Source organism: Mesorhizobium cantuariense, assembly GCF_042647205.1.
Classification (GTDB): domain Bacteria; phylum Pseudomonadota; class Alphaproteobacteria; order Rhizobiales; family Rhizobiaceae; genus Mesorhizobium; species Mesorhizobium cantuariense.
Map to the genome: position 1 here is coordinate 7559258 of NZ_JBHRVD010000001.1, position 22049 is coordinate 7581306.

A 22049-nucleotide genomic window follows, 5' to 3' on the forward strand; every position below is an offset into this window, starting at 1 on the left:
ATCTAAGCTGAAGGTTTGGCAAACAGCGCCTGCAATTTGCCGAACGGCATGGCGGCGCGGGTGAAGCCGAACGTGCCGTCCTGCTGGATCTCGCGTGCCGCCGTCTCCAGCATGCCATAGGCGAAATTGGTCAGCCACGGCCCGAGCGAGATGCGCTTGACGCCGGCCATGGCGAGGTCGGCGATGGTGAAGCCAGGCTTTGCCATGACATTGACCGGCTTGCTGACCGCCGAGCAGACCGTGCGGATCATCTCGACGTCGCCGATGCCCGGCGCATAGAGCACGTCGGCGCCGGCCTTCTCGAAGGCCTGCAGCCGCTTGATGGTGTCGTCGAGGTCGGACTTGCCCCACAGGAAATTCTCAGCCCGCGCCGTGAAAACGAAATCGCGCTTCAGTGCCCGCGCCGCTTCCGCCGCCGCCGCAACGCGCTCGACGGCGTGCGCAAAATCATAGATCGGCTTGTCCGGATCGCCGGTGTGGTCCTCGATCGAGCAGCCGGCAAGGCCGGCCGCTTCCGCCGCGAAGATGGTTTCGGCGGCCTGCTCGGCGCTGTCGCCCTTGCCTTTCTCGAGGTCGGCGGAGACAGGCAGGCTGGTCGCCGCCGTCACCTCGCGGCAATGGTGGATCATCTGGTCGAAGGTCACGGCGCCATCCGGCAGGCCGCGTGAAAAGGCAAAGCCGGCGCTGGTCGTCGCCAGCGCCGTGAAACCGAACGAGCCGAGCAGCTTCGTCGTGCCAATATCCCAGGGATTGGGCATGACGAAGGTCGAGGCATGCAGGTCGCGAAAGATCTTGCCCTTGTCCATGGTAGTTCCCCCATCATGTGCGGTGTGGCTAAGCGGATTTTATCCTGCCCGATTTGACCGGGCAAACGAATGCGGTTGGTTCAGAAGCGATTGGCATTCTCTCCTGCCAATTTGTCCAGCGCGTCGGAATCCTTGGTGTAGCGCGATGTCTTCTTGTCCCAGTGATAGGTGACGGAAATCTCGTGGGACTCTGGCTTGGGCGGAGTGTCGTCGCAGCTTTCGCCGTTCAGCACAGTAGAGTCCGTCACCGTCACCTTGATAGCGGCATAAGGCTGGCCGTCGGCGACGGTCTGCAAAGCCACGTCCTGCTTGCGGCTGTAGGCGCACAGGTTTTCGTCGAACGTATAGATCATGTCGATAAGTTCGAATTTGTCATCGCGGATCATGATCAGCGGCGTGATCACATAGTTCTGGCTCGAATTGAAATGCGCGCTCATGGTGATGAGGACGTCATCGTTGGCGCTAACGGAAAGCTTGCCCGGTTCGCGGAAATAGGTACCGCGGTCGAGCGCGACATTGACGGCGTCGAGCAATTTTGGCTTGACCGTGATGTCGTAGAGCGCCAGCACCGCATAACCTTCGGCGCTGTCTGGAGAATCGCCAAGGTCGAACAGCATGGTCAGCCGGTCCTTGCCGCCAGCCTTGATGGCAAGCACGGCCGCATTGAAAATGCCCGACGTTTCCGGCGGTGAGCCGCCGCTGTCCGGCCCCTCGATGTGACGCATCTGGATCGGCAACCCGCCCTTGTAGAAGCCGTCCTTGTCCTCGGCGAGATCTGGGATGACCATCCTCGCCAGATCGAGATAGGTCACGTCAGTGCGGCCGGGCAGCGCGCTGCCGAGCTCTGGAAAGCTGACGGCCTGCGCGGCGGCCGCGGTCCACAAAACAGGCAGCAGCATCAAGGCGAGGATGAAGCGGAGCAGGCTGGGTTTCATGCGTGGCCTCGAGTTGGCGGTGCCAAGCTAGCACGGACAATCGAGGCGTACAGCCGCGGGCTGAAGATCAGGTCAGTGGATCGGCACCAGTCCGGCCAATTCGCGCATGTCGTCGAACAGGATGCCGCCGGCCTGGATCAGGCCGGCGCGGTCGGAATAGGGATCGGCATGGTAGGAAAACACCCGCATGCCGGCGGCGATGCCGGCCTGCGTGCCGGCGACGCTGTCCTCGATGACGATGCAGTCGGCAGGCGCAAAGCCCATGGCTTTCGCCGCATGCAGGAACAGGTCCGGGAACGGCTTGCCGCGCCCGACCATGGTCGAAGAGAACATCGCGTGCTCGAACAGCGGCAACAGCCCGGTCTGGCCGAGCGTGATGTGCATCTTCGACACCCTGGCCGAAGTGGCGACGCAATAGGCGATACCGGCTGAACGCACGGCTTCGACAAACTCGCGGACGTAGGGGATTGCTTCGACGCCATGGGCGAACAGGTCCGGCAGGCCGGCATTCCAGCGATCGACGAAATCGACGCCGAGCCTGACGCTGGTCTCTTTCTTCGATCTCTTTCTGCACCGACGCCATGCTGCGGCCGGAGAAATTCTTGCGGCAATATTCGAAGCTTGTCGGATAGCCGGCAGCGGTCAGCCATTCGGCGAGACGCCGATTGGCCAGATTCTCTGTATCGACCAGGATGCCGTCGCAGTCGAAGATGACAAGTTTAGGCAGTTCAGACATCAGGCGGTGCCGGTCGATCCAAACCCGCCCGCGCCGCGCGCCGTGCCGCCGGCCAAAGTGCGCTCTTCCACTGCCGCCTGCGTCGCCGCCGCGAAGACGATCTGGGCGATGCGCATGCCGCGCGTCACGGCAAAGTCCTCATCGCCGAGATTGATCAACAGCACCTTCACTTCGCCGCGGTAGTCGCTGTCGATGGTGCCGGGCGCGTTGAGGACGGTAAGGCCATGCTTGAAGGCGAGGCCCGAGCGCGGCCGGACCTGGCCTTCCATGCCTTCCGGAATTTCCAGGATCAGCCCGGTCGGCACCAGAGCGCGTTTTCCCGGCAGGATCAGCAGCGGCCGGTCGTCGGGCACCGCGGCGCGCAGATCCATGCCGGCCGCACCGGTGCTTTCATAGGCAGGAAGGGAAAGTCCTTCCCCGTGCGGCAACCTGACGAAGCCGACGGTCGGACCGATGACGGAGGGAGTTTGAAGGGCTGCGCGCATAAAATCGATCCTATCGGCGCGAACGGCGATTCGGTCAACTCGACCGCAAGCCTATCAACGGCTTTCTTTTGGGCGGCACTGTGACCTGAGGTATGTTGAGATTCAGGTTAGGCCGAGCCGAAAACGGTGGGTTTCGAGAACCGGAGCGGAGCGTACTTAAGTACGTGAGCACCGGAAGCGCAGAAAACCGTCGTTTGCAGGCCGGCATCACCTGAATATCAACATACCTCAACGCAGTTCCATCGGAACGACCGTGGTTTCCTTGATCTCCTCCATCACGAAGGAAGCGGAGACGTCAGACAGCGCCACCTTGGCGATCAGCCGCTGGTAGAGCCGGTCATAGGCCTTCACGTCGGCGACGCGGGCGCGCAAGACATAATCGAGGTCGCCGGACATGCGGTAGACGCCGGTGATCTCCGGAAAGCCGGTCACCGCCGCCCGGAACTTCTGCAGCCACTCCGGGTCGTGGTTGGACGTGCGGATCAGGATGAAGACGGAAAGGCCAAGCCCGAGCTTTTCGGCATCGACCAGCGCCACCCGGCCGGTGATGACGCCATCTTCCTCCAGCCGTTTCACCCGGCGCCAGCAGGCATTGCGCGACAAGGCCACCCGTTCCGACAGCTGGTCGACCGACAGCGTGCCGTCGCGTTGCAACTCGGTGAGCAATTTTCGGTCGATTTCGTCGATTTCGAGTGCCATGTGGGATGTTTGTCCCAACAATAGGCTGACTGCAAGGATAATTTGAGACCGATGAACCGGCGAACCATGTCAGGATACTCATATCAGGAACTTCCAGCGCTGAAGGGGACCAGCATGTCGGTCGCAAGGATTTTCACCTCTCATCCGGCCAAGGTCGGCGAAACCTATCTCAGTCATATGGCCTTTGCCGCCTGGTTCTCGTCGCGCCTGTTGCTGGCGGCGGGCGCCGCACTCGTTCACGCTTTCTTGCCATTTCTGTTTGAGACTACCGCCAGCCGAATCGTTCGTGAGCTTTACGAGCGGACGCACAACAGAGGCACACACGCGACCAAGGAGCCTGCCGCTCTTATGGATCGCGCCTAGAGAACGACAGAAGCGATGTGCCGGTGGGCGGCTTATCTGGGTGAAGCGGTCTTTCTCGAAGACATCCTCACCGCGCCCTGTCACTCGCTGATCGCCCAGAGCCACTGCGCCCAGGAGGCGAAATCGCCGACCAACGGCGACGGCTTTGGCCTTGCCTGGTATGGCGACCGCCCGGAGCCGGGTCTCTATCGCGATATCCTGCCGGCCTGGTCCGATCCCAATCTGAAGAGCCTGTGCCGGCAGATCAAATCCGGCCTGTTCCTCGCCCATGTGCGGGCGTCGACCGGCGGCGCCACCAGCCGCATGAACTGCCATCCGTTCATCTCCAGCTCCTGGTCGTTTATGCACAACGGCCAGATCGGCGGTTTCGAGAAAATCCGCCGCGCGCTGGAGAACTCGCTGTCCGACGCGGTCTTCGACCAGCGCGAAGGCACCACCGATTCCGAATTGTTTTTCCTCCTGATGATCGACGAGGGATTGGCCACCGATCCGCAAGGCGCCGTCTCCCGCGCCACCAGCCGCGTGCTCGAAGCCTCGCGCCGCGCCGGCCTCGAACCGGCGCTGAAACTCACCGCCGCCTTCTCCGACGGGCAGGCGCTGCATGCGGTACGCTATGCCACCGACGCCCACGCCCCGACGCTCTACACCTCCGTCCTGCGCAAGGGCGGCGGCCGCTGCATCGTGTCCGAACCCTTCGATCGCGAGGGCGGCGACTGGCAGGCGATCCCGCCGGCGAGCTTTGTGACGATCACCGGCGATGGCATGGCCATCCGGCCATTTGCTCCGGCACCGGCGAAGCTGGCGCTGGTGGGGTAGCTGCAAATTACGGCAAAGCCGCGGGCCAGCGCCCTCTCTGTCCTGCCGGACATCTCCCCCACGAGTGGGGAGACTGGCAGTTTCGCTGACCGCGCGTTCTTGCAACATTGAAGATTGGCGAAAGCCGTGACGCTATCCAATCTCCCCACTTGAGGGGGAGATGTCCGGCAGGACAGAGGGGGGCGCCGTAGAGTGCAGACTTGGACAATCCCAGCCTGCACAATTTCGATCAAACGCAGCCAATCCTCGAATGCTCAACTCCACTTGAAGTCGCACCGCTATCCACCATCTTGACCAGGGCGAGCGCGGCCAAGCCGGAGCGTTGATCATGGACATCGTCTTTTCTTCAACCGTCGAATTGGCCGCCGCGATCGCCACGCGGAAGATTTCCGCCATCGAAGCGCTCGACGCGCATCTGGAGCAGATCAACGCCCACAACGAGGCGATCAACGCCGTCATCTCGCTCGACCGGGAAGGGGCCCACAAGCGCGCCAAAAAGGCAGACGCAGCCCAAGCGCGCGGCGCCGCACTTGGGCCGCTGCACGGCGTACCGTTCACGCTGAAAGACATGCATGAGACGGCGGGCATGAAGACCACGGTCGGCTTCCTGCCCTTCGCCGATTATGTCGCCAGGCACGACAGTCCGGTCGTCGCCCGGCTGAGGGCGGCCGGCGGCGTGCTGATGGCCAAGACCAATGTCGCGACCATGCTGTCGGACTGGCAGTCGAACAATCCGCTGTTCGGCCGCACCAGCAATCCCTGGAATCTCGAGTGTACTGCAGGCGGCTCCAGCGGCGGCGCCGCGGCAGCACTTTGCTCGGGGATGACGCCGTTCGACGTCGGCACCGACATGCAGGATTCGATCCGCCTGCCGGCCAGCTTCTGCGGCGTTTATGGGTTGAAGCCAACAGAGCATCGCGTCTCGCTGGCTGGCGCCTTTCCCGATCCTGGCGGTGCTGCGCGCAGCGTGCGGCTGATGTCCTGCCTCGGGCCGTTGGCGCGCAGTGTGGAAGATTTGTGGCTGATCTACCAAATCATCGCCGGCCCTGATGGAAGCGACACCGATCTGGCGCCGGTGCCGGTCGAGGACATACCGAAGCTCAACCTCAAGACATTGCGCATCGCCTTCGCGCCGTCCTTTCCCGGCTTCCCGGTGGCCGGCGACATCAGCGCTGCGGTCGAAGACCTCGCAAGGCAGCTGCAAGGCGCCGGCGCCGTCGTCGAAGAAGCAAAACTGCCAAAACTCGACCTGCACGACGATCTGGAGCAGGGCGGCGCGCTGATCGGCATGATGATGGAGGTCGCCCAGCCGGAGCCACCGGAGGAACCGACACCGGTGTCACGCTGGTTCGAGGCACTCGCCCGCCGCGACAGGTCCATTCTCGCCTGGGACCGGTTTTTCGAAAACCATGATGCGCTGCTCTGCCCGGTCGCCATGACCACGGCCTTCCCGCATTGCGAGCCGGGCACGCCGATCAAGGTCGACGGCAAGGAGCAGAGCTACTGGATGCTGCCGGCCTATGGCGCTGTCTTCAACTACAGCGGCCATCCAGCGCTTTCCATGCCGTGCGGACTGGACAGCGCCGGCCTGCCGATCGGCCTGCAGCTGGTCGGCAGACGCTGGTCGGAATCGCGGCTGCTCGGCATCGCCAGGGCAATCGAATCTTTGGCCGGCGGCTTTCGCCGCCCGCCCGCCTATTGAGCGAAGCGCGACAATCCATAAGGGGCAAGCAGCGGGTCGCGCTCGCCGTCGAGGATTTCCTGGGAGGCGAACAGGCCGACGGCCGGCGCCAGCGTGATGCCGGAATGCATGACCGCGACATAGACACCGTCCACGCCCTCGGCGCGGCCGATGATCGGAAAGCCGTCGATCGGCGTCGGCCGGTAGCCGACCGTGTGGAAATCGAGCTCCAGTCCGCCGCCGCCTCGCAGGCTGGCTTTCAGGGCCGCAAACAGCTCTTGGGCGGTGGCTTCAGCATCCATGCCCGGATCGGCGCCACCGAAATCCGAGCCGGCGATGATGCGGCCTTCCGCTGTCTGGCGCATATGCAGCCGCTCGGCCAGCACTAGGCCGTTGAGCAGCTTTTCGTAAGGCCGCGAGTGGACGATCAGGCCGGGCGGCGCTTCGATCGGCAGGTTGATCCCGGCCGTCACGGCGATCTCCGGCGAGCCGACGCCGGCCGCGATCACCACCTCGTCGGATGCAATCAGGCCATGCGATGTGTCCACCCCGGTTATCTTGCCGCCGGTTTGGGCCAGCGCGGTCACCGTGCCGGAAATGATCCTCGCTCCGCGCCGTTCAGCATCGGCCAGCAGCGCTTTGGTGGCAGCCACCGGCTCGGCGACACCTTCCTCAGCCACATGCAAGGCGACATCGGGAAGCTCGGTAAGATTGGGCTCGATGCGCGCAGCACCTGCGCGGTCGACGCGCTCGATGCCGTAGCCCCAGGATGAATACCCTGTGGCATAGGCTTCCATGTCGGCCGCCGACAGATCCCAGCGCAGGCCGCCGCACCAACTCAGAGGAAGGCCGGGCAGGTCCTGCGCCAGCCGCGTCCATTCGGCCATCGCGCGGGTGCGCAGCCGGAAATACGGCTCCGGATTGCCCCAGCTGGCATTGATCCAGGCGAATGAGTTTGGCGTCGCGACGCCACCGGGAGCGCTGTCGGCGATCACCGTCACTTGCGCACCCGCTCTGCTCAGATGCCAGGCGATGGAGGCGCCGATGATGCCGGCGCCGATGACGATCACTTCTTTCGGGGCGCGCATGCCTCCTCCTCTGCCTCGTGATTCCTGACGGACGCTCACCCAAGTGCCATCCTGGCAGCCGCTTGCCAACATCGCGCAGCGCGAAATATGCGGCAATGCGCTGGCCGGAGCCATAGCATGACTGAGCTGCATGCTCTGACGGTGAGGCGGCGATCAGCAGCGTCCGCGCCGCCAGACCGGTCGACAGCCCGGCACTGCGCTGCTAGAAGCCCGGCCTGTCACACGGAAATCCCAGAGAATGCCCGAAGCAATAGAAGAAGAAGTGGCGCGCCGCCGCACCTTCGCGATCATCGCGCACCCGGACGCCGGCAAGACGACGCTCACCGAAAAGCTGCTGCTGTTTGGCGGCGCTATCCAGCTTGCCGGCGAGGTCAAGGCCAAGAAGGACAAGATCCAGACGCGGTCCGACTGGATGAAGATCGAGCGCGAGCGCGGCATTTCGGTCGTCACTTCGGTGATGACCTTCGAGTATGAGGACAATGTCTTCAACCTGCTTGACACGCCCGGGCACGAGGATTTCGCTGACGATACCTACCGCACGCTGTCGGCGGTCGACTCGGCCGTCATGGTCATCGACGCCGCCAAGGGCATCGAGCCGCGCACGCTGAAACTTTTCGAGGTCTGCCGGCTGCGCGATATCCCGATCATCACCTTCGTCAACAAGATGGACCGCGAAAGCCGCGATCCGTTCGAGATTTTGGACGAGATCGAGCAGAAGCTGGCGCTGGACACCGCGCCGATCACCTGGCCGATCGGCCGCGGCAAGACGTTCTCCGGCACCTACCATCTGGCGCTGAACGCCGTGCGCCGGGGCGATGCCGAAAAGGACCGCACGCCGGTCAACGGTCCCGATTCCAACCGCGTCGCCGGCCTGTTGCCGGAAAACGAGCGAGAAGCTTTCATCGAGGAGCTGGAACTGGCGCGCGGCGCCTGCCGGCCGCTCGACATCGAAGCCTTCCGCGAGGGCCATCTGACGCCGGTCTATTTCGGCTCGGCGCTGCGCAACTATGGCGTCCGCGACCTGATCGAGGCGCTCGGTGCGTTTGGGCCGCCGCCGCGCGCGCAGGAGGCAGATACTCGCAAGGTCGAGGCGACCGAAGAGAAGATGACGTCCTTCGTCTTCAAGATCCAGGCCAATATGGACCCTAACCACCGCGACCGTATCGCCTTCGTCCGCGTCTGCTCGGGCAAGCTCGAGCGCGGCATGAAGGCCAAGCTGGTGCGCACGGGCAAGCCGATGTCGCTGTCGGCGCCGCAGTTCTTTTTCGCCCGCACCCGCGTCACCGCCGACGAGGCCTTTGCCGGCGATGTCGTCGGCATCCCCAACCACGGCACGCTGCGCATCGGCGACACGCTGACCGAAGGCGAGGAGATCCTGTTCCGCGGCGTGCCGAATTTCGCGCCGGAAATCCTGCGCCGCGTGCGCCTTGGCGACGCGATGAAGGCCAAGAAGCTCAAGGAAGCGCTGCACCAGATGGCCGAGGAGGGCGTCGTGCAGCTGTTCTCGCCGGAGGACGGCTCGCCGGCCATCGTCGGCGTCGTTGGCGCGCTGCAGCTCGACGTGCTGAAGGAGCGGCTGAACTTCGAATACACGCTGCCGGTCGAATTCGAGATGTCGCGGTTTTCGGTCTGCCGCTGGATATCGGCCGACGACAAGGCCGAGGTGCTTCGCTTTATCGAGGCACATCGCGGCGACATCGCCCGCGATCTCGACAACGATCCGGTGTTTCTGGCCCAGCACGCCTTCTCGCTCAACTACGAAGCCGAGCGCTGGAAGGCGATCAAGTTTGCCACGATCAAGGACTATCAGGTCCGCGACAAGGCGGCATAGACGCTGACTTCCCCTTCTCCCCTTGCGGGAGAAGGTGTCACCGAAGGCGACGGATGAGGGGGTCCAGGGAACGCCGACGCCTCACTTCGCTGGAGCACCCCTCAACCGTCTTGGCGCTGCGCGCCAATCCACCTTCTCCCACAGGGGAAGATCGCCTTTGCTCACCCCCTCGCCGCTTCCTCGATCTTGGCGATGTCGATCTTGCTCATCTGCATCATCGCCGACATCACCCGGCCGGCCTTGGCCCGGTCCGGATCCAGAAGCAGGCGCGGCAGTTGCTCCGGAACGACCTGCCAGGAGACGCCGAATTTGTCCTTCAGCCAGCTGCATTGCGACGGTTCGCCGCCGCCTTCGATGAGCCTGTCCCAGAAATAATCGACCTCTTCCTGCGTCTTGCAGTCGATCGACTGCGACATCGCTTCGGTGTGCTTGAATTGCGGTCCGCCATTGAGCGCCTGGAACTGCACCCCGTCGAGTTCGAACGTGGTCACCAGCACTTTGCCTTCGCCGGCATGGCCTTCGGGCCAACGCATCACGCTCAGCACCTTCGAATTCTTGAAGATGGACACGTAGAAATTCATGGCCTCTTCGGCCTGGTCGTCGAACCACAGGCAGGTGGTGATCTTTTGCATGTCGTGCTCCTCGGGTTGCTCTCTGCTGTTACAGGGAAACGGCTGACTCCGGGAATGGTGCCATTCCTTGCCGTCTGCCCCAAGGACGGTCATGCGCCGCGCGATCCGACAGCGGCCTGCAATTTTTTTCGGCATCCGGGTTTTCGTGGAATCTGGCGCATTGCAAAATTGTGGCCAGACCGGGCTTGCGCGTCTATAACGCCTGCGGTCCGAATTCAGCTCCGCCGCGCCAGTCTTCGGCTGCGGCCAGCCACCAAGGAAAAAACATGCCTGCCTATCGCTCCCGCACCACCACCCATGGCCGCAACATGGCCGGCGCCCGCGGCCTCTGGCGCGCCACCGGCATGAAGGACAGCGATTTCGGCAAGCCGATCATCGCGGTGGTCAATTCCTTCACCCAGTTCGTGCCGGGCCACGTCCATTTGAAGGACCTCGGCCAGCTGGTCGCGCGCGAGATCGAGAAGGCCGGCGGCGTTGCCAAGGAATTCAACACCATCGCCGTCGATGACGGCATCGCCATGGGTCATGACGGCATGCTCTATTCGCTGCCGTCGCGCGAGCTGATCGCCGATTCCGTCGAATACATGGTCAACGCCCACTGTGCCGACGCCATGGTCTGCATCTCCAATTGCGACAAGATCACCCCAGGCATGCTGATGGCATCGCTGCGCCTCAACATCCCGACCGTCTTCGTTTCCGGCGGTCCGATGGAAGCCGGCAAGGTGGTGCTGGCCGGCAAGACGCAGGCGCTCGACCTGGTCGACGCCATGGTGGCGGCCGCCGACGACAGGATCTCCGACGAGGACGTCAAGATCATCGAGCGCTCGGCCTGCCCGACCTGCGGCTCCTGCTCGGGTATGTTCACCGCCAATTCGATGAATTGTCTGACCGAGGCGCTTGGCCTGTCGCTGCCGGGCAACGGCTCGACGCTGGCCACGCATGCCGACCGCAAGCGGCTTTTCGTCGAGGCCGGCCACCTGATCGTCGATCTCGCCCAGCGCTATTATGAGCAGGACGACGAAACCGCGCTTCCGCGCAACATCGCCTCGAAGGGCGCCTTCGAGAACGCCATGACGTTGGACATCGCCATGGGAGGCTCAACCAACACCGTGCTGCATATTCTCGCCGCCGCCCATGAGGGCGAAATCGATTTCGATCAGGACGACATCGACGCGCTGTCGCGCAAGGTGCCGGTGCTGTGCAAGGTTGCTCCAGCCAAGTCCGACGTCCACATGGAAGACGTTCACCGCGCCGGCGGCATCATGGCGATCCTCGGCCAGCTCGACAATGCCGGCCTGATCAACCGCGATTTGCCGACCGTGCACACGCGAACCCTGGGTGACGCGCTCGACCATTGGGATATTTCGCGCTCGACAAGCCAGAGCGTGCGCGATTTCTTCCTCGCCGCCCCTGGCGGCGTGCCGACGCAGGTCGCTTTCAGCCAGGACCGCCGCTGGGACGAGCTCGATCTCGACCGCGAGAAAGGCGTTATCCGCTCGGCCGAACATCCCTTTTCTAGGGATGGCGGCCTTGCCGTGCTGAAAGGCAATCTGGCGCTCGACGGTTGCATCGTGAAGACGGCCGGCGTCGACGAATCGATCCTGAAATTCACCGGCCCGGCCCGCGTGTTCGAAAGTCAGGACGCCAGCGTCAAGGCGATCCTGTCGAACGAGATCAAGGCCGGCGATGTCGTCGTCATCCGCTATGAGGGGCCGCGCGGCGGCCCCGGCATGCAGGAGATGCTCTATCCGACCAGCTATCTGAAGTCGAAGGGCCTCGGCAAGGCCTGCGCGCTGGTCACCGACGGCCGCTTCTCCGGCGGCACGTCGGGCCTGTCGATCGGCCATGCGTCGCCGGAAGCCGCCGAAGGCGGGCTGATCGGATTGGTGCAGGAGGGCGACACGATCGAGATCGACATCCCGAACCGCAGCATCCGCCTTGCTGTAGATGATGCAGAAATCACTGCCCGCCGGGTGGCGATGGAGGCCAAGGGCGCCCTGGCCTGGAAGCCAGAGGAAAAGCGCAAACGCAAGGTGACGACCGCCTTGCGCGCCTATGCCGCGATGGCCACCAGCGCGGCCAAGGGCGCTGTCAGGTTCGTGCCGGAATAAATTAGGCTGCGGCGGCCCCTACCTCCCCCTTGTGGGGAGGTCGGACCGAAGGTCCGGGTGGGGGTCGGCGCCGCCCCACCCCGCTGCTTCGCAGCGACCCTCCCCACAAGGGGGAGGGTAAGCTCATCTCACGGCATCAGCTGGTACTCATAAAGCTTCTGATAGAGCCCGCCCTGCTTGAGCAAGGTCTTGTGCGGGCCGCTTTCCACCACCTTGCCGGCTTCGAGCACCACGATCGTGTCGGCCTGGTGCACGGTCGACAGACGATGCGCGATGACGATCGTCGTGCGCCCTTCCATCAATTGCTGCAGCGCATCTCGGAAAAGCGCTTCCGACTCGGCGTCGAGCGCGCTGGTCGCTTCGTCCAGCAGCAGGATTTCGGCGTTGCGCAGCATGGCGCGCGCGATCGAGATGCGCTGGCGCTGGCCGCCGGACAGCAGCGCGCCGTTTTCGCCCACCTCGGTGTCGTAGCCTTTCGCCTGCGCGCTGATGAAGTCATGCGCGTTGGCCGCCTTGGCTGCGGCGATCACCTCTTCGTCGGTCGCGTCCTGACGTCCAAGCCGGATGTTGTGCATGATCGTGCCGGCAAACAGGAATGTGTCCTGGCTGACATAGGCGATCTTTTCCCGCAGCGACGCCAGCGTCGCTTGGGAAATGTCCTGGCCGTCGAACAGCACCTTGCCGCTCTGCGGATCGTACATGCGCATGATCAGGTTCAGAACAGTCGACTTGCCGCCGCCGGAAGGCCCGACCAGCGCCGTCATCTTGCCGGGCGCAAGGGTCAGGTCGAACCGGTCCAGCACCGGCGGGCCATTCTGGTAGGCGAAGCTGACGGCGTCGAACCGGATCTCGCCCGGTCCGGCCAGAAGCGGCCTCGCGTCCGGCTTCTCGGCCAGAGTCAGCGGCTGGTCGGCGAGCTCGAACATCATGCGCACGCCGACAATGCCGCTTTCCAGGGATATGCGCACGCGCGCAAGGCGCTTTGCCGGCTCATAGGCAAACAGGAGCGCCCCGATAAAGGCCATGATGTTTCCCGGCATCTGGCCGCCCTGCAAGACCAGGAAGCCGCTGACGAAGATGGCACCGGCGATTGCCAGTCCGGCCAGCGTCTCCATCACCGGGCTTGTCGCCGCCTCCAGCGTCGCGATGTTGTTGGCGCGGGTCTCGACGTCCGACACGGCCTTGAACATGCGGTTGCGCATTGCGCCTTCGAGGTTGAAGGATTTGACGACGCGGACGCCGATTGCGGTTTCCTGCATCACCTGCACGATCTGGCCGACCGAGCGAAACTCCATCGCGGCAATCTTACGGACGCGCTTCAAGATGTGGTTGACGCCGTATATGGCGACTGGCCCGACGACGAAGCAGATTAGAGACAGGGCTGGCTGCTGCCAGACCATGACCCCCACCAGGACAACCAGCGACACCAGGTCGCGCACATAGGACGTTACAACGAGGTCGAGCACGTTGCGCGCCGCCTGGGCATTGTTGGTCATGCGGGTGATCAGGTCGGATGACGAGGTCGAATGGTAGAATTCGATGCCTTGCGCCAGGACGCGGTCGTAGATCTTGCGCTGACGGTCGGCGATGATGGCGTTGCCGACCCGGCTCATGAAATAGGCCTGGATGAAATTGGCGAGGCCCTTGAGGATGAAGATCGTGGCAACCCCCGCCGCAATCAGGTTGACCCTGTCAATCCGCTTGAAGACCACGAATTCGTCGGTGATCTCTTTGAGGATCCAGGCGCTGGCGCCGGTCGTGGCGGCCACCACAAGCATCGACAAGATCGCGGCACCGTAGCCAAACCTGTGCTGGTAAAAGGATTCCCGAAGCAGCCTCGCAACGAGGCGCTGGTTTTCCGTCGAGCGGAAGAAACGAAACAAACGGCGGATCCTTGAAACCGGGACAACGAAGGCGGCTTATAGAGGGAGTTGCGGCCGGATGGAACCATCCGCGGCCGCCGCGGACAAACCGCTGTTGCAAGCGGCATCGACGGGATGCGATTTTCAGCCTCGGCTACATCAGATGATTCTTTTGACGGGATGACGACAGATGGATTTCGACCTTATCGTTCGCGGCGGCACACTGCCTGATGGCAGGGTCGCCGACATCGGCATCAGCGGTGAGACGATCGCGGCGATCGAGCCCACCCTGCAGGGTTCCGCGCGGACCGAGGTTGACGCCCGTGGCAATCTGGTTTCACCGCCCTTCGTCGATCCGCATTTCCATATGGACGCGACGCTCTCCTACGGCATTCCGCGCATCAACGCGTCGGGCACGCTGCTCGAAGGCATTTCGCTGTGGGGCGAATTGAAGCCGCTTTTGACGCATGAGGCGGTGCGCGACCGCGCGCTTGCCTATTGCGACTGGGCGGTGTCGATGGGCCTGCTCGCCATCCGCACCCATGTCGATGTCTGCGACGACAGGCTGCTGGCGGTAGAGGCGCTGCTCGAGGTCAAGAAGACGGTGGCCCCCTACATCGATCTGCAACTGGTCGCCTTTCCGCAGGACGGGTTTTATCGCTCGCCGACGGCACGGGAGAACACCATCCGCGCGTTGGACATGGGCGTCGATATTGTCGGCGGCATCCCGCATTTCGAGCGCACCATGGCCGACGGCACGCGCTCGGTAACGGAGCTGTGCGAGATTGCGGCCAGACGCGGCCTGACGGTCGACCTGCATTGCGACGAGACCGACGATCCGCTGTCGCGTCATATCGAACAGCTGGCCTATGAAACGCAGCGCCTTGGGCTGCAGGGCAAGGTCGCCGGCTCGCACCTCACCTCGATGCATTCGATGGACAATTACTACGTCTCGAAGCTGCTGCCGCTGATCGCCGAAGCCGGTGTCTCGGCCATCCCCAATCCGCTGATCAACATCATGCTGCAGGGCCGCCATGACACCTTCCCGAAGCGCCGGGGTATGACTCGGGTCAAGGAAATGCAGGCGCTCGGCATCCGCGTCGGCTGGGGCCAGGATTGCGTGCTCGATCCCTGGTATTCGCTGGGCACCGCCGACATGCTCGATGTCGCCTTCATGGGCCTGCATGTCGCGCAAATGTCGAGCCCGGCCGACATGGCGCGCTGCTTCGACATGGTCACCAACGTCAATGCGTCGATCATGGGGCTCGATCATCTCGGCCTCGCGGTCGGCAAGCGCGCCAGCCTCGTCGTCCTCGACGCCGGCAATCCGATCGAGGCCTTGCGCCTGCGCGCCGAGCGCCTTTGCGTCATCGCCAGGGGCAAGGTGGTGGCGGAGCGGACGAAGCAGGAGACCAGGCTGTCCATCGACGGAAGGCCGGCAATGGTGAACCGGCGGCATCAGGCCCAATAGGACGCCGCATCTGCATCAAGGTTCACCGCTTCGTCTGTCCGCAAATAAATCTACAATGAAACTCCACTTTTATGCCGAGGAGGATTTCATGTGGCGCAATACTGTGATGGCTGTGGCGTTGACGGCGCTTTGCACGGGCTGCACGACGATGACGGCTGAGGACCGCCGCGCCGCCGACGAAGCGAAATGCCGGTCCTACGGCTTTCTCAAGAAGAATGACGCCTTTGCCGAATGCCTGCAGCGCATCGACCTCGATCGGCGCGCGGAGCTGAGAAACACACCGGCTTTCGATCCCTGGGACCGGCCGGTGATCTATCGGCCGATCATTCTGCGGCCGCAGCCGAAATAGTCCGGAACCGGGCAGATCCAGCCGAATCCCGGCGCTGGTCTTACCCATCGCCCGAATTCTCCTCGTCAAAGCAGCCGCTTCCGTCTACGACGCGGCTTACGCAAGGGAGGAATCGGGATCGGCATGACGCAGCCCGTGGCGCAGAATTCGACGATCAGGAACGTGCTTTTGGCCGGCATTCTGCTGATGCTGGCCGGCGACTTCCTGTTTGCGCTGAACGACGCCATGGGCAAGTGGCTGGTCGCCAGCTTTTCCGTCGGCCAGGTCGTGCTGATCCGCTCCATCGGCGCCTTCTTCGTGCTTGGCCCGATGATCGCCCATCAAGGCACGGCCAAGCTGTTTCGCATGGAACGCCTGGAGCTGCAGCTGCTGCGCGTGGTGATGACCACGCTCGACACCGCGCTCTTCTATGCCGCCGTGGTCTATCTGCCGCTTGCCGATGTCATGAGTTTCTACATGGCCGGGCCGATCTACGTTGCGGCACTCTCGCACCTCTTGCTTGGCGAAAAGGTCGGCTGGCGCCGCTGGATGGCGATCCTGCTCGGCTTCTGCGGTGTGCTGATCATGCTGAAACCGTCCTCGGCGGCGTTCTCGCTGTCATCGGGCTTTGCGCTGGTGGGCAGCATCTCCTTCGCCTTCGCCATCATCCTCAACCGCCGGCTGCGCGGCACCAGCGACACCAATCTGGTGACATGGCAGACCATCGGCACGCTGCTGGTCGGCGGTGTGCTGACCATCGGCGCCTGGCAGACGCCGTCGGCGCTCGATTTTGGTGCTATGCTGCTGCTCGGTATCGTCTCCTGCGGCGCGCATCTGATGATCACCAGGGCGCTCAAGCTGGCGCCGGCCTCGACGCTGGCGCCGCTGCACTACACGCTGCTGTTGTGGGCGGTGGTCTTCGGGCTGGTGTTCTTCGGCGACGTTCCAGGCCCGCGCATCCTGATCGGCTCGGGCATCGTCGTTCTGGCCGGCCTGTTCATCTTCCACCGCCAGAAAGTGGTCGAGACCACCGTGCCGCCCGAAAACGTGCCGAAGGGCGTCAATTAGTCCAGGCTCAGCCCCGACGTATGGTCGCCAGATGCCGTGAAAATTCGGACGTCTCCATCAGCGCCTTGCAGCGCGCAAACCGCCCGTCGGCATAGGCGCGAAAATCATCGACCGGATTGTCGTTGGCAAGCTGGATCAGCCCCCACAGCGTCCACAACAGATCGCACATCGCCTTGTAGATGACGATGCGGCCGTGCTCCGCCGGCTTGGCCTCGCCGCCGAAATAGGCGCGCATCATATCTTCGTCCTGCGCCATGTCGAATTTGCCTTCCACGCTGAGGTCGCCGAGGTCCCAGAGCGGATCGTTCATGCCCGAATATTCCCAGTCGACGATCCACATCCGCTCGCCGGTGTCGAGGAAGTTCTCGCACAGCGGATCGCAGTGGCAGGCGACGAGCGGCAGCGGATGGGCGGCCAGCGCCGACCGCACTGTCTCGGCCTCGCGGACCACGTCATGATAGCCGGCGGGCAGGGCAACATCCTTCGTCGACAGCACCTTGAGATAGTCGTCGAGCATCGCAAACAGTTCGAAGCGGAAGGGAAACACCGCACCGGAATTGTACAGCTTGCGGAAGGCCTCGCCGGCGCGGGCTGGGCTGGCCGGCCGTGTCTTGAATTTTTCCGGCGACATCGTCTCGGCGTCGGCGATGAAGCGCGTCACCATGATGCCGGTGCCGGGGTCGACATGCAGCACCTCGGGACTGACCCCTGCCTTTGCCGCTTCGCGCGCAGCCACCGCCTCGTTGGCGCGGTTGATGTATTCCTCGGTGCCCCTGCCGGGAATGCGCAGGCAGAACTCGCCGGCCTTGAAGACCAGATTGGTGAGACCGCCGAGCCGCTCGATCGGCCCGGTGTAGCCGGCCAGCATCGGAATGGTGTTCAGTGCCGCACGCGCTTCGTCTGTCACCATGCCCGCGCCCCCCGCGCTGTTATTTGTCGCAGCGACGGTTCCACAATTTTCGTGGTTTGGCTATCATCACTGCGAGACCAATGCATGTCGCCCAAAAGTGACCTCGGTTTTGGGAGAACGACATGCATAAAACAAAGACCTAAAGCGGGTCGCGTGAATCCGTTCAGACGCGACACGCTTTAGGGATTGGCGGACAGGACAAAAGTGGCGGACAGCAAACATCAGGGCGCGCTTGCCGAGGCCTACGCGGCGAAGCGGCCGGAGGAAGTCGCGGCACTCTACGACCGCTGGTCGCAGACCTATGACGCCGACATGTCGGCCGCCGGCTACCGCCATCCGACGATCTGCCTTGCGCTGCTGGCCCGCCATCTGCCGCGCGGGGCCGCACCGCTGCTCGATGCCGGGGCCGGCACCGGGCTCATCGGCGAATGGTTGAACATTGTCGGTTATCCCCAGGTCGAGGCGCTCGACATTTCACAAGGCATGCTGGATCAGGCGGCGCGCAAGGGCGTCTATTCGGCGCTTCATTGCCTGGCGCTGGGCGGACAACTGCCGTTCTCGGACGACGCCTATGCCGGCATCATCTCGGCCGGCGTCTTCACCTCCGGCCATGTCGGCACTGAGGGGCTGGACGAACTGATCCGCATCTGCCGGCCGGGTGGGGTGATCGTGCTGACGATCAAGAACACGCTGTGGGATCAGGGCTTTGCCGCGCGCATCGCCGAGCTCGAGGCGCAAGGCCTCGTCACCCGCGTCGAGGAAACGCGGCCTTACGTCTCGATGCCGGGCGAGGCCGACACCGTGCCTAGCCGCGGTCTCGCTTTGCGCGTGAACTAGGCTTTTACTCTCTCCGCTGCCGGGTCGTACATCGGCTCGAGATGGATCTTTGCCGGCGTGCGTTCCATAGCCACCACCAGCTCATAGTCGCCCGAGGTGAGGAAATCGTCGCTGACCCCGTCGGCATTGCGCACATAGCCGTAGCCGATGTTCTTGCCCAGCGTGTAGCCGTAACCGCCGCTGCTGAGATAACCGACCGGCTCGCCATTGCGCAGGATGGTTTCGCGACCGAGCAGCACGATCTCGGGATCGTCGACCGTGAAGCCGGCAAAGCGTTTCTTCAGTGCCGTGCCGCTGGTCCTCTCGAGCGCGCGCCGTCCGATGAAATCCGTGTTCTTGCGCAGCTTGACCGCCCAGCCGAGCCCGCCTTCCTGCGGCGTATCGTTTGGGGTGATGTCGGAGCCCCAGGCGCGGTAGCCCTTTTCCAGCCGCAGCGATTCCAGCGCCCGATAGCCGACAGGGCGGATATCATGCTCCTTGCCGGCTGCCATCAGCACGTCGAAGACTTCGCCGGTTGCCGCGATCGGCACATGCAGTTCCCAGCCGAGCTCGCCGACATAGGTGACGCGCAACGCCCGAACTGTGTGGCCGGCGATGGCAATCTCACGCACGTGGCCGAACGGGAATGCCGCGTTCGACACATCGGCTTCGGTCACGGCCGAAAGCACGTCGCGCGCCCGGGGACCCATCAGCGACAGCGTGCCGAAGTCCTCGGTGACATCGACAAGCGTGGCATTGAGCCCCTCGCCGATATGGTCGCTGATCCACGAGGAATCATGCGTGCGGAAGCCTGTGCCGGTGACGATGTAGAACTTCTCTTCGGCCAGCCGCGCCACCGTCAAGTCGGCCTCGATGCCGCCGCGCGTGTTGAGAAGCTGCGTGTAGGTCAGCCGGCCGGCCGGCTTGCTGACGTCGTTGGCGCAGATCCAGTCCAGCGCCTTCAGCGCGTCGGGCCCGCTCAGTTCGTATTTGGCGAAGGACGATTGATCGAAGATGCCGACCTTCTCACGCACGTGCCGGTGTTCATCGCCGACCGCCGCGAACCAGTTCTGCCGCCCCATCGAATAGATGTCCTGCGGCTCGACGCCTTGCGGTGCGAACCAGTTCGGCCGCTCCCAGCCGAGCTTCGAGCCGAACACGGCGCGCTGCTGTTTCAGCCTGTCGTAGAGCGGTGAGACGATGCGCGGCCTCCCGCTGGCATACTCCTCATGCGGGAAGCCGATCGTGTAATGCTTGCCATAGGCTTCCAACGTGCGGTCGCAGACCCACTGCCGGTCGCGGTGCAGGTTGGAAAAGCGCCGGATGTCGACCACCCACAGGTCGAGCGGCGCCTCGCCATCGACCACCCACTGCGCCAACACCCAGCCGGCGCCGCCACCCGAGGCGATGCCGAAGGCGTTGAAGCCGGCGCCGACGAACATGTTGGCGCATTCGGGCGCTGTGCCGAGGATGAAATTGCCGTCCGGCGTAAAACTCTCCGGCCCGTTGATCATCTGCTTGACGCCGACGGTTTCCAGCGCCGGCACGCGCGCGATCGCTTGGCTCATGTGCTGCTCGAAATGGTCGTAGTCATCGTCGAACAGCCGGAACTCCCAATCGTCGGGCACATCGCCCCCGGGAAGATCAGTCGTCCAGGCCTGCGGGTTCGGCTCGTAGCCGCCCATCACCAGCCCGCCGACCTCTTCCTTGAAATAGGTGCGCCGGTCCGGGTCGCGGATGGTCGGCGCGTCGGTCGCCAGTCCGTCGATCTTCTCGGTGATGATGTACTGGTGCTTCACCGGCTGCAGCGGCACGTTGATGCCGGCCATGGCGCCGACCTGCCGCGCCCATTGGCCGGCGCAGTTGACCACCTTGTCGCAGGCGATGTCACCCTTGCTGGTCTTCACCACCGTGATGCGGCCGTCCTTCATCTCGAAGCCGGTGACGCGGACATCCTCGAACAGTTTGGCGCCATGCATGCGCGCGCCCTTGGCCAATGACTGCGTGATGTCGGAGGGGCTCGCCTGGCCATCGGTCGGCAGCCAGGAGGCGCCGACGAGATCGCTGGTTTCCAGCAGCGGCCACATTTCCTTGACCTGTGCCGGCGACAGCAATTGCATGTCCATGCCGAAGCTTTTTGCCGTCGTTGCCAGCCTTTTGTACTCGGTCCAGCGGTCGGCATTGGTGGCGAGCCTGAGGCACCCGGTCATCTTCCAGCCGGTGGCGAGGCCGGTCTCGGCCTCAAGCCCCTTGTATAGATCGACGGAGTATTTCAGCACGCGGGTGATCGAAGCTGACGAGCGCAGCTGGCCGACAAGGCCGGCGGCGTGCCAGGTCGAGCCCGAGGTCAACTTGCCCTGCTCAAGCAGCACCACATCAGCCTTGTGGTCGCGCGCCAGATGATAGGCTGTCGAACAGCCGATGATGCCGCCGCCGATGACGACGATGGCGGCCTGGCTCGGCAATGTCATGATTTCTGTATCCCGTACTTCGTTCTGTAGTTTTCCAGCGCGCCTTCGAGCCGCGTCAGGTTTTCTTCGGTGTAGGCGACGTAGTCGATGCCGGGCGCGTCGAGATAGAGCTCGGACACCATGCTCCACATCGCCTCGCGCAGCAGCGAGGCGCATTGCATGGCCGCGTGCGAACGGCGGATCGCTTCGTCCGGTTCCTTCATGAAATAGGCGGTCAGGAAGGCGAAGGATTCCTCGTCGCTCATGCCGGCGTTGGAGGCGACGCCTGCGAGATCGAACATCGCCGTGTTGAAGCCGGCGTATTCGAAGTCGATCAGCCACAGCCTGTTGCCGTCGTCGAGAATGTTGGCCGGCAACAGATCATTGTGGCCAAAGACGATCGGCAACAGTTTCTGCGCGCGCTCCAGCTCGTCGGCCAGCGTCAGCAGGCGCGGCAAGTCGCTGCGCTTGCGGCTGCCGCCCTCTTCAAGCGTGCGTGCATAGTCGCGAATGACATGGAACACCCAGAACATGAAGCCGGCGCCGGAAACGTGATTGGGCATCTCCCGGTGGAAGGCGCGCATCAGGGCAGCGACGCGGCCGAGATTGGCGCGTACGTCCTCGGCCAGATAGGTTTTGGCGCCGAGGAACTCCGTCACCAGGATGCCCGGTTCGGCATGGAGCACGGCCGGCGCGAAACCAGCGGCATGCGCCGCCCGCGCGGTCATCACCTCGCGCTCGCGAAAGACATGGTGGAACGGATAGTCCTTGCCGAAGCGCACGACATGCCTTCCGGCTGCGTCCGTGACCACATAATTGGCATTGCTGAGACCGCCCGGCAGCGGCGCAATCTCGATGTTGCCGGTCCAGCAGGGCAGGGCGCGGATGCGGTCTTCGGCAATCACGGAATCATTCCTGGTTTGCTGGGCTTCGACAAGGCGCCATGCACAGCGCGACGGCA

At 63.7% G+C, this 22049-nt stretch carries 19 protein-coding genes and 1 pseudogene; 9 read left to right on the plus strand and 11 right to left on the minus strand.

Features of this window, described 5'->3' with window-relative positions:
* Window positions 1-2 precede the first annotated feature (2 nt).
* From ACFOJ9_RS36855 to ACFOJ9_RS36875, 5 genes and pseudogenes are all read right to left on the minus strand, one after another.
* The gene (locus tag ACFOJ9_RS36855) at window positions 3-806 is read right to left on the minus strand and encodes an isocitrate lyase/PEP mutase family protein (protein WP_378986803.1); all 804 of its coding nucleotides are present in this window, start codon (window positions 804-806) and stop codon (window positions 3-5) included.
* A gap of 80 nt (window positions 807-886) precedes the next feature.
* Entirely contained in the window at window positions 887-1741 is an 855-nt protein-coding gene (locus ACFOJ9_RS36860) for a hypothetical protein (protein WP_378986805.1), read from the minus strand.
* Window positions 1742-1813: 72 nt separating this feature from the next.
* Window positions 1814-2477: pseudogene (locus tag ACFOJ9_RS36865) on the minus strand (HAD family hydrolase).
* On the minus strand, window positions 2477-2962 hold the full coding sequence (gene dut / locus ACFOJ9_RS36870; protein WP_378986807.1) for a dUTP diphosphatase: 486 nt from the start codon (window positions 2960-2962) through the stop codon (window positions 2477-2479). The pseudogene ACFOJ9_RS36865 and the gene dut overlap by 1 nt, the downstream one beginning before the upstream one ends.
* A gap of 228 nt (window positions 2963-3190) precedes the next feature.
* On the minus strand, window positions 3191-3661 hold the full coding sequence (locus ACFOJ9_RS36875) for an Lrp/AsnC family transcriptional regulator (RefSeq protein ID WP_378986809.1): 471 nt from the start codon (window positions 3659-3661) through the stop codon (window positions 3191-3193).
* A gap of 114 nt (window positions 3662-3775) precedes the next feature.
* Between ACFOJ9_RS36875 and ACFOJ9_RS36880 the strand changes: the two genes are divergently transcribed.
* The 3 genes from ACFOJ9_RS36880 to ACFOJ9_RS36890 all read left to right on the plus strand — a co-directional run bounded on the left by ACFOJ9_RS36880 (window position 3776) and on the right by ACFOJ9_RS36890 (window position 6542).
* Entirely contained in the window at window positions 3776-4024 is a 249-nt protein-coding gene (locus tag ACFOJ9_RS36880; protein WP_109666078.1) for a DUF6356 family protein, read from the plus strand.
* A 15-nt stretch (window positions 4025-4039) separates the two neighbouring features.
* Window positions 4040-4840: a class II glutamine amidotransferase gene (locus ACFOJ9_RS36885; RefSeq protein ID WP_378986811.1), complete on the plus strand. Its 801-nt coding sequence runs from the start codon at window positions 4040-4042 to the stop codon at window positions 4838-4840.
* 328 nt (window positions 4841-5168) lie between these two features.
* Entirely contained in the window at window positions 5169-6542 is a 1374-nt protein-coding gene (locus ACFOJ9_RS36890; RefSeq protein WP_378986813.1) for an amidase, read from the plus strand.
* Here the strand turns inward: ACFOJ9_RS36890 and ACFOJ9_RS36895 are convergent.
* Window positions 6536-7609: an NAD(P)/FAD-dependent oxidoreductase gene (locus tag ACFOJ9_RS36895; RefSeq protein ID WP_378986815.1), complete on the minus strand. Its 1074-nt coding sequence runs from the start codon at window positions 7607-7609 to the stop codon at window positions 6536-6538. The genes ACFOJ9_RS36890 and ACFOJ9_RS36895 overlap by 7 nt on opposite strands.
* Window positions 7610-7847: 238 nt before the next feature.
* On the opposite strand from ACFOJ9_RS36895, the gene ACFOJ9_RS36900 reads away from it, so the two are divergent.
* Complete coding sequence (locus ACFOJ9_RS36900) at window positions 7848-9440, plus strand: peptide chain release factor 3 (protein WP_378986817.1); 1593 nt, start codon at window positions 7848-7850, stop codon at window positions 9438-9440.
* Window positions 9441-9601: 161 nt separating this feature from the next.
* Here the strand turns inward: ACFOJ9_RS36900 and ACFOJ9_RS36905 are convergent, their stop codons facing one another.
* A complete protein-coding gene (locus ACFOJ9_RS36905) occupies window positions 9602-10072 on the minus strand; it encodes a VOC family protein (RefSeq protein WP_378986819.1) in 471 nt (156 codons plus the stop codon).
* Window positions 10073-10338: 266 nt separating this feature from the next.
* On the opposite strand from ACFOJ9_RS36905, the gene ilvD reads away from it, so the two are divergent.
* Complete coding sequence (gene ilvD / locus ACFOJ9_RS36910; protein WP_378986821.1) at window positions 10339-12183, plus strand: dihydroxy-acid dehydratase; 1845 nt, start codon at window positions 10339-10341, stop codon at window positions 12181-12183.
* A 128-nt stretch (window positions 12184-12311) separates the two neighbouring features.
* Here the strand turns inward: ilvD and ACFOJ9_RS36915 are convergent, their stop codons facing one another.
* Window positions 12312-14066: an ABC transporter ATP-binding protein gene (locus tag ACFOJ9_RS36915; protein ID WP_378986823.1), complete on the minus strand. Its 1755-nt coding sequence runs from the start codon at window positions 14064-14066 to the stop codon at window positions 12312-12314.
* Between the two features lie 169 nt (window positions 14067-14235).
* On the opposite strand from ACFOJ9_RS36915, the gene ACFOJ9_RS36920 reads away from it, so the two are divergent.
* The 3 genes from ACFOJ9_RS36920 (at window position 14236) to ACFOJ9_RS36930 (ending at window position 16912) form a co-directional block, all read left to right on the plus strand.
* Window positions 14236-15516 (plus strand): amidohydrolase family protein, encoded by a 1281-nt coding sequence (locus tag ACFOJ9_RS36920; RefSeq protein WP_378986825.1) that lies wholly within the window; start codon window positions 14236-14238, stop codon window positions 15514-15516.
* 88 nt (window positions 15517-15604) lie between these two features.
* The gene (locus ACFOJ9_RS36925; RefSeq protein ID WP_378986827.1) at window positions 15605-15865 is read left to right on the plus strand and encodes a hypothetical protein; all 261 of its coding nucleotides are present in this window, start codon (window positions 15605-15607) and stop codon (window positions 15863-15865) included.
* Between the two features lie 123 nt (window positions 15866-15988).
* On the plus strand, window positions 15989-16912 hold the full coding sequence (locus ACFOJ9_RS36930; RefSeq protein WP_378986829.1) for a DMT family transporter: 924 nt from the start codon (window positions 15989-15991) through the stop codon (window positions 16910-16912).
* 7 nt (window positions 16913-16919) lie between these two features.
* Here the strand turns inward: ACFOJ9_RS36930 and ACFOJ9_RS36935 are convergent, their stop codons facing one another.
* The gene (locus ACFOJ9_RS36935) at window positions 16920-17822 is read right to left on the minus strand and encodes a phosphotransferase (protein WP_378986831.1); all 903 of its coding nucleotides are present in this window, start codon (window positions 17820-17822) and stop codon (window positions 16920-16922) included.
* A gap of 204 nt (window positions 17823-18026) precedes the next feature.
* On the opposite strand from ACFOJ9_RS36935, the gene ACFOJ9_RS36940 reads away from it, so the two are divergent.
* Window positions 18027-18659, plus strand: coding sequence for a class I SAM-dependent DNA methyltransferase (locus tag ACFOJ9_RS36940; RefSeq protein ID WP_378986833.1), 633 nt, complete (start codon window positions 18027-18029; stop codon window positions 18657-18659).
* On the opposite strand, the gene ACFOJ9_RS36945 is transcribed toward ACFOJ9_RS36940, so the two are convergent.
* On the minus strand, window positions 18656-21109 hold the full coding sequence (locus tag ACFOJ9_RS36945) for a GcvT family protein (RefSeq protein ID WP_378986835.1): 2454 nt from the start codon (window positions 21107-21109) through the stop codon (window positions 18656-18658). The genes ACFOJ9_RS36940 and ACFOJ9_RS36945 overlap by 4 nt on opposite strands.
* A complete protein-coding gene (locus ACFOJ9_RS36950; protein WP_378986837.1) occupies window positions 21106-21993 on the minus strand; it encodes a phosphotransferase in 888 nt (295 codons plus the stop codon). The genes ACFOJ9_RS36945 and ACFOJ9_RS36950 overlap by 4 nt, the downstream gene beginning before the upstream one ends.
* Window positions 21994-22049: the final 56 nt, after the last annotated feature.

What these genes read in the sequence shown, in the direction of transcription:
- ACFOJ9_RS36855 (WP_378986803.1), bottom strand. Translation starts at nt 806, where the DNA reads ATGGACAAGGGCAAGATCTTTCGCGACCTGCATGCCTCGACCTTCGTC.
- ACFOJ9_RS36920 (WP_378986825.1), top strand. Translation starts at nt 14,236, where the DNA reads ATGGATTTCGACCTTATCGTTCGCGGCGGCACACTGCCTGATGGCAGG.
- ACFOJ9_RS36930 (WP_378986829.1), top strand. Translation starts at nt 15,989, where the DNA reads ATGACGCAGCCCGTGGCGCAGAATTCGACGATCAGGAACGTGCTTTTG.
- ACFOJ9_RS36900 (WP_378986817.1), top strand. Translation starts at nt 7,848, where the DNA reads ATGCCCGAAGCAATAGAAGAAGAAGTGGCGCGCCGCCGCACCTTCGCG.
- ACFOJ9_RS36890 (WP_378986813.1), top strand. Translation starts at nt 5,169, where the DNA reads ATGGACATCGTCTTTTCTTCAACCGTCGAATTGGCCGCCGCGATCGCC.
- ACFOJ9_RS36945 (WP_378986835.1), bottom strand. Translation starts at nt 21,109, where the DNA reads ATGACATTGCCGAGCCAGGCCGCCATCGTCGTCATCGGCGGCGGCATC.
- ACFOJ9_RS36860 (WP_378986805.1), bottom strand. Translation starts at nt 1,741, where the DNA reads ATGAAACCCAGCCTGCTCCGCTTCATCCTCGCCTTGATGCTGCTGCCT.
- ACFOJ9_RS36935 (WP_378986831.1), bottom strand. Translation starts at nt 17,822, where the DNA reads ATGGTGACAGACGAAGCGCGTGCGGCACTGAACACCATTCCGATGCTG.
- ACFOJ9_RS36880 (WP_109666078.1), top strand. Translation starts at nt 3,776, where the DNA reads ATGTCGGTCGCAAGGATTTTCACCTCTCATCCGGCCAAGGTCGGCGAA.
- ACFOJ9_RS36905 (WP_378986819.1), bottom strand. Translation starts at nt 10,072, where the DNA reads ATGCAAAAGATCACCACCTGCCTGTGGTTCGACGACCAGGCCGAAGAG.
- ACFOJ9_RS36895 (WP_378986815.1), bottom strand. Translation starts at nt 7,609, where the DNA reads ATGCGCGCCCCGAAAGAAGTGATCGTCATCGGCGCCGGCATCATCGGC.
- ilvD (WP_378986821.1), top strand. Translation starts at nt 10,339, where the DNA reads ATGCCTGCCTATCGCTCCCGCACCACCACCCATGGCCGCAACATGGCC.
- ACFOJ9_RS36925 (WP_378986827.1), top strand. Translation starts at nt 15,605, where the DNA reads ATGTGGCGCAATACTGTGATGGCTGTGGCGTTGACGGCGCTTTGCACG.
- dut (WP_378986807.1), bottom strand. Translation starts at nt 2,962, where the DNA reads ATGCGCGCAGCCCTTCAAACTCCCTCCGTCATCGGTCCGACCGTCGGC.
- ACFOJ9_RS36885 (WP_378986811.1), top strand. Translation starts at nt 4,040, where the DNA reads ATGTGCCGGTGGGCGGCTTATCTGGGTGAAGCGGTCTTTCTCGAAGAC.
- ACFOJ9_RS36875 (WP_378986809.1), bottom strand. Translation starts at nt 3,661, where the DNA reads ATGGCACTCGAAATCGACGAAATCGACCGAAAATTGCTCACCGAGTTG.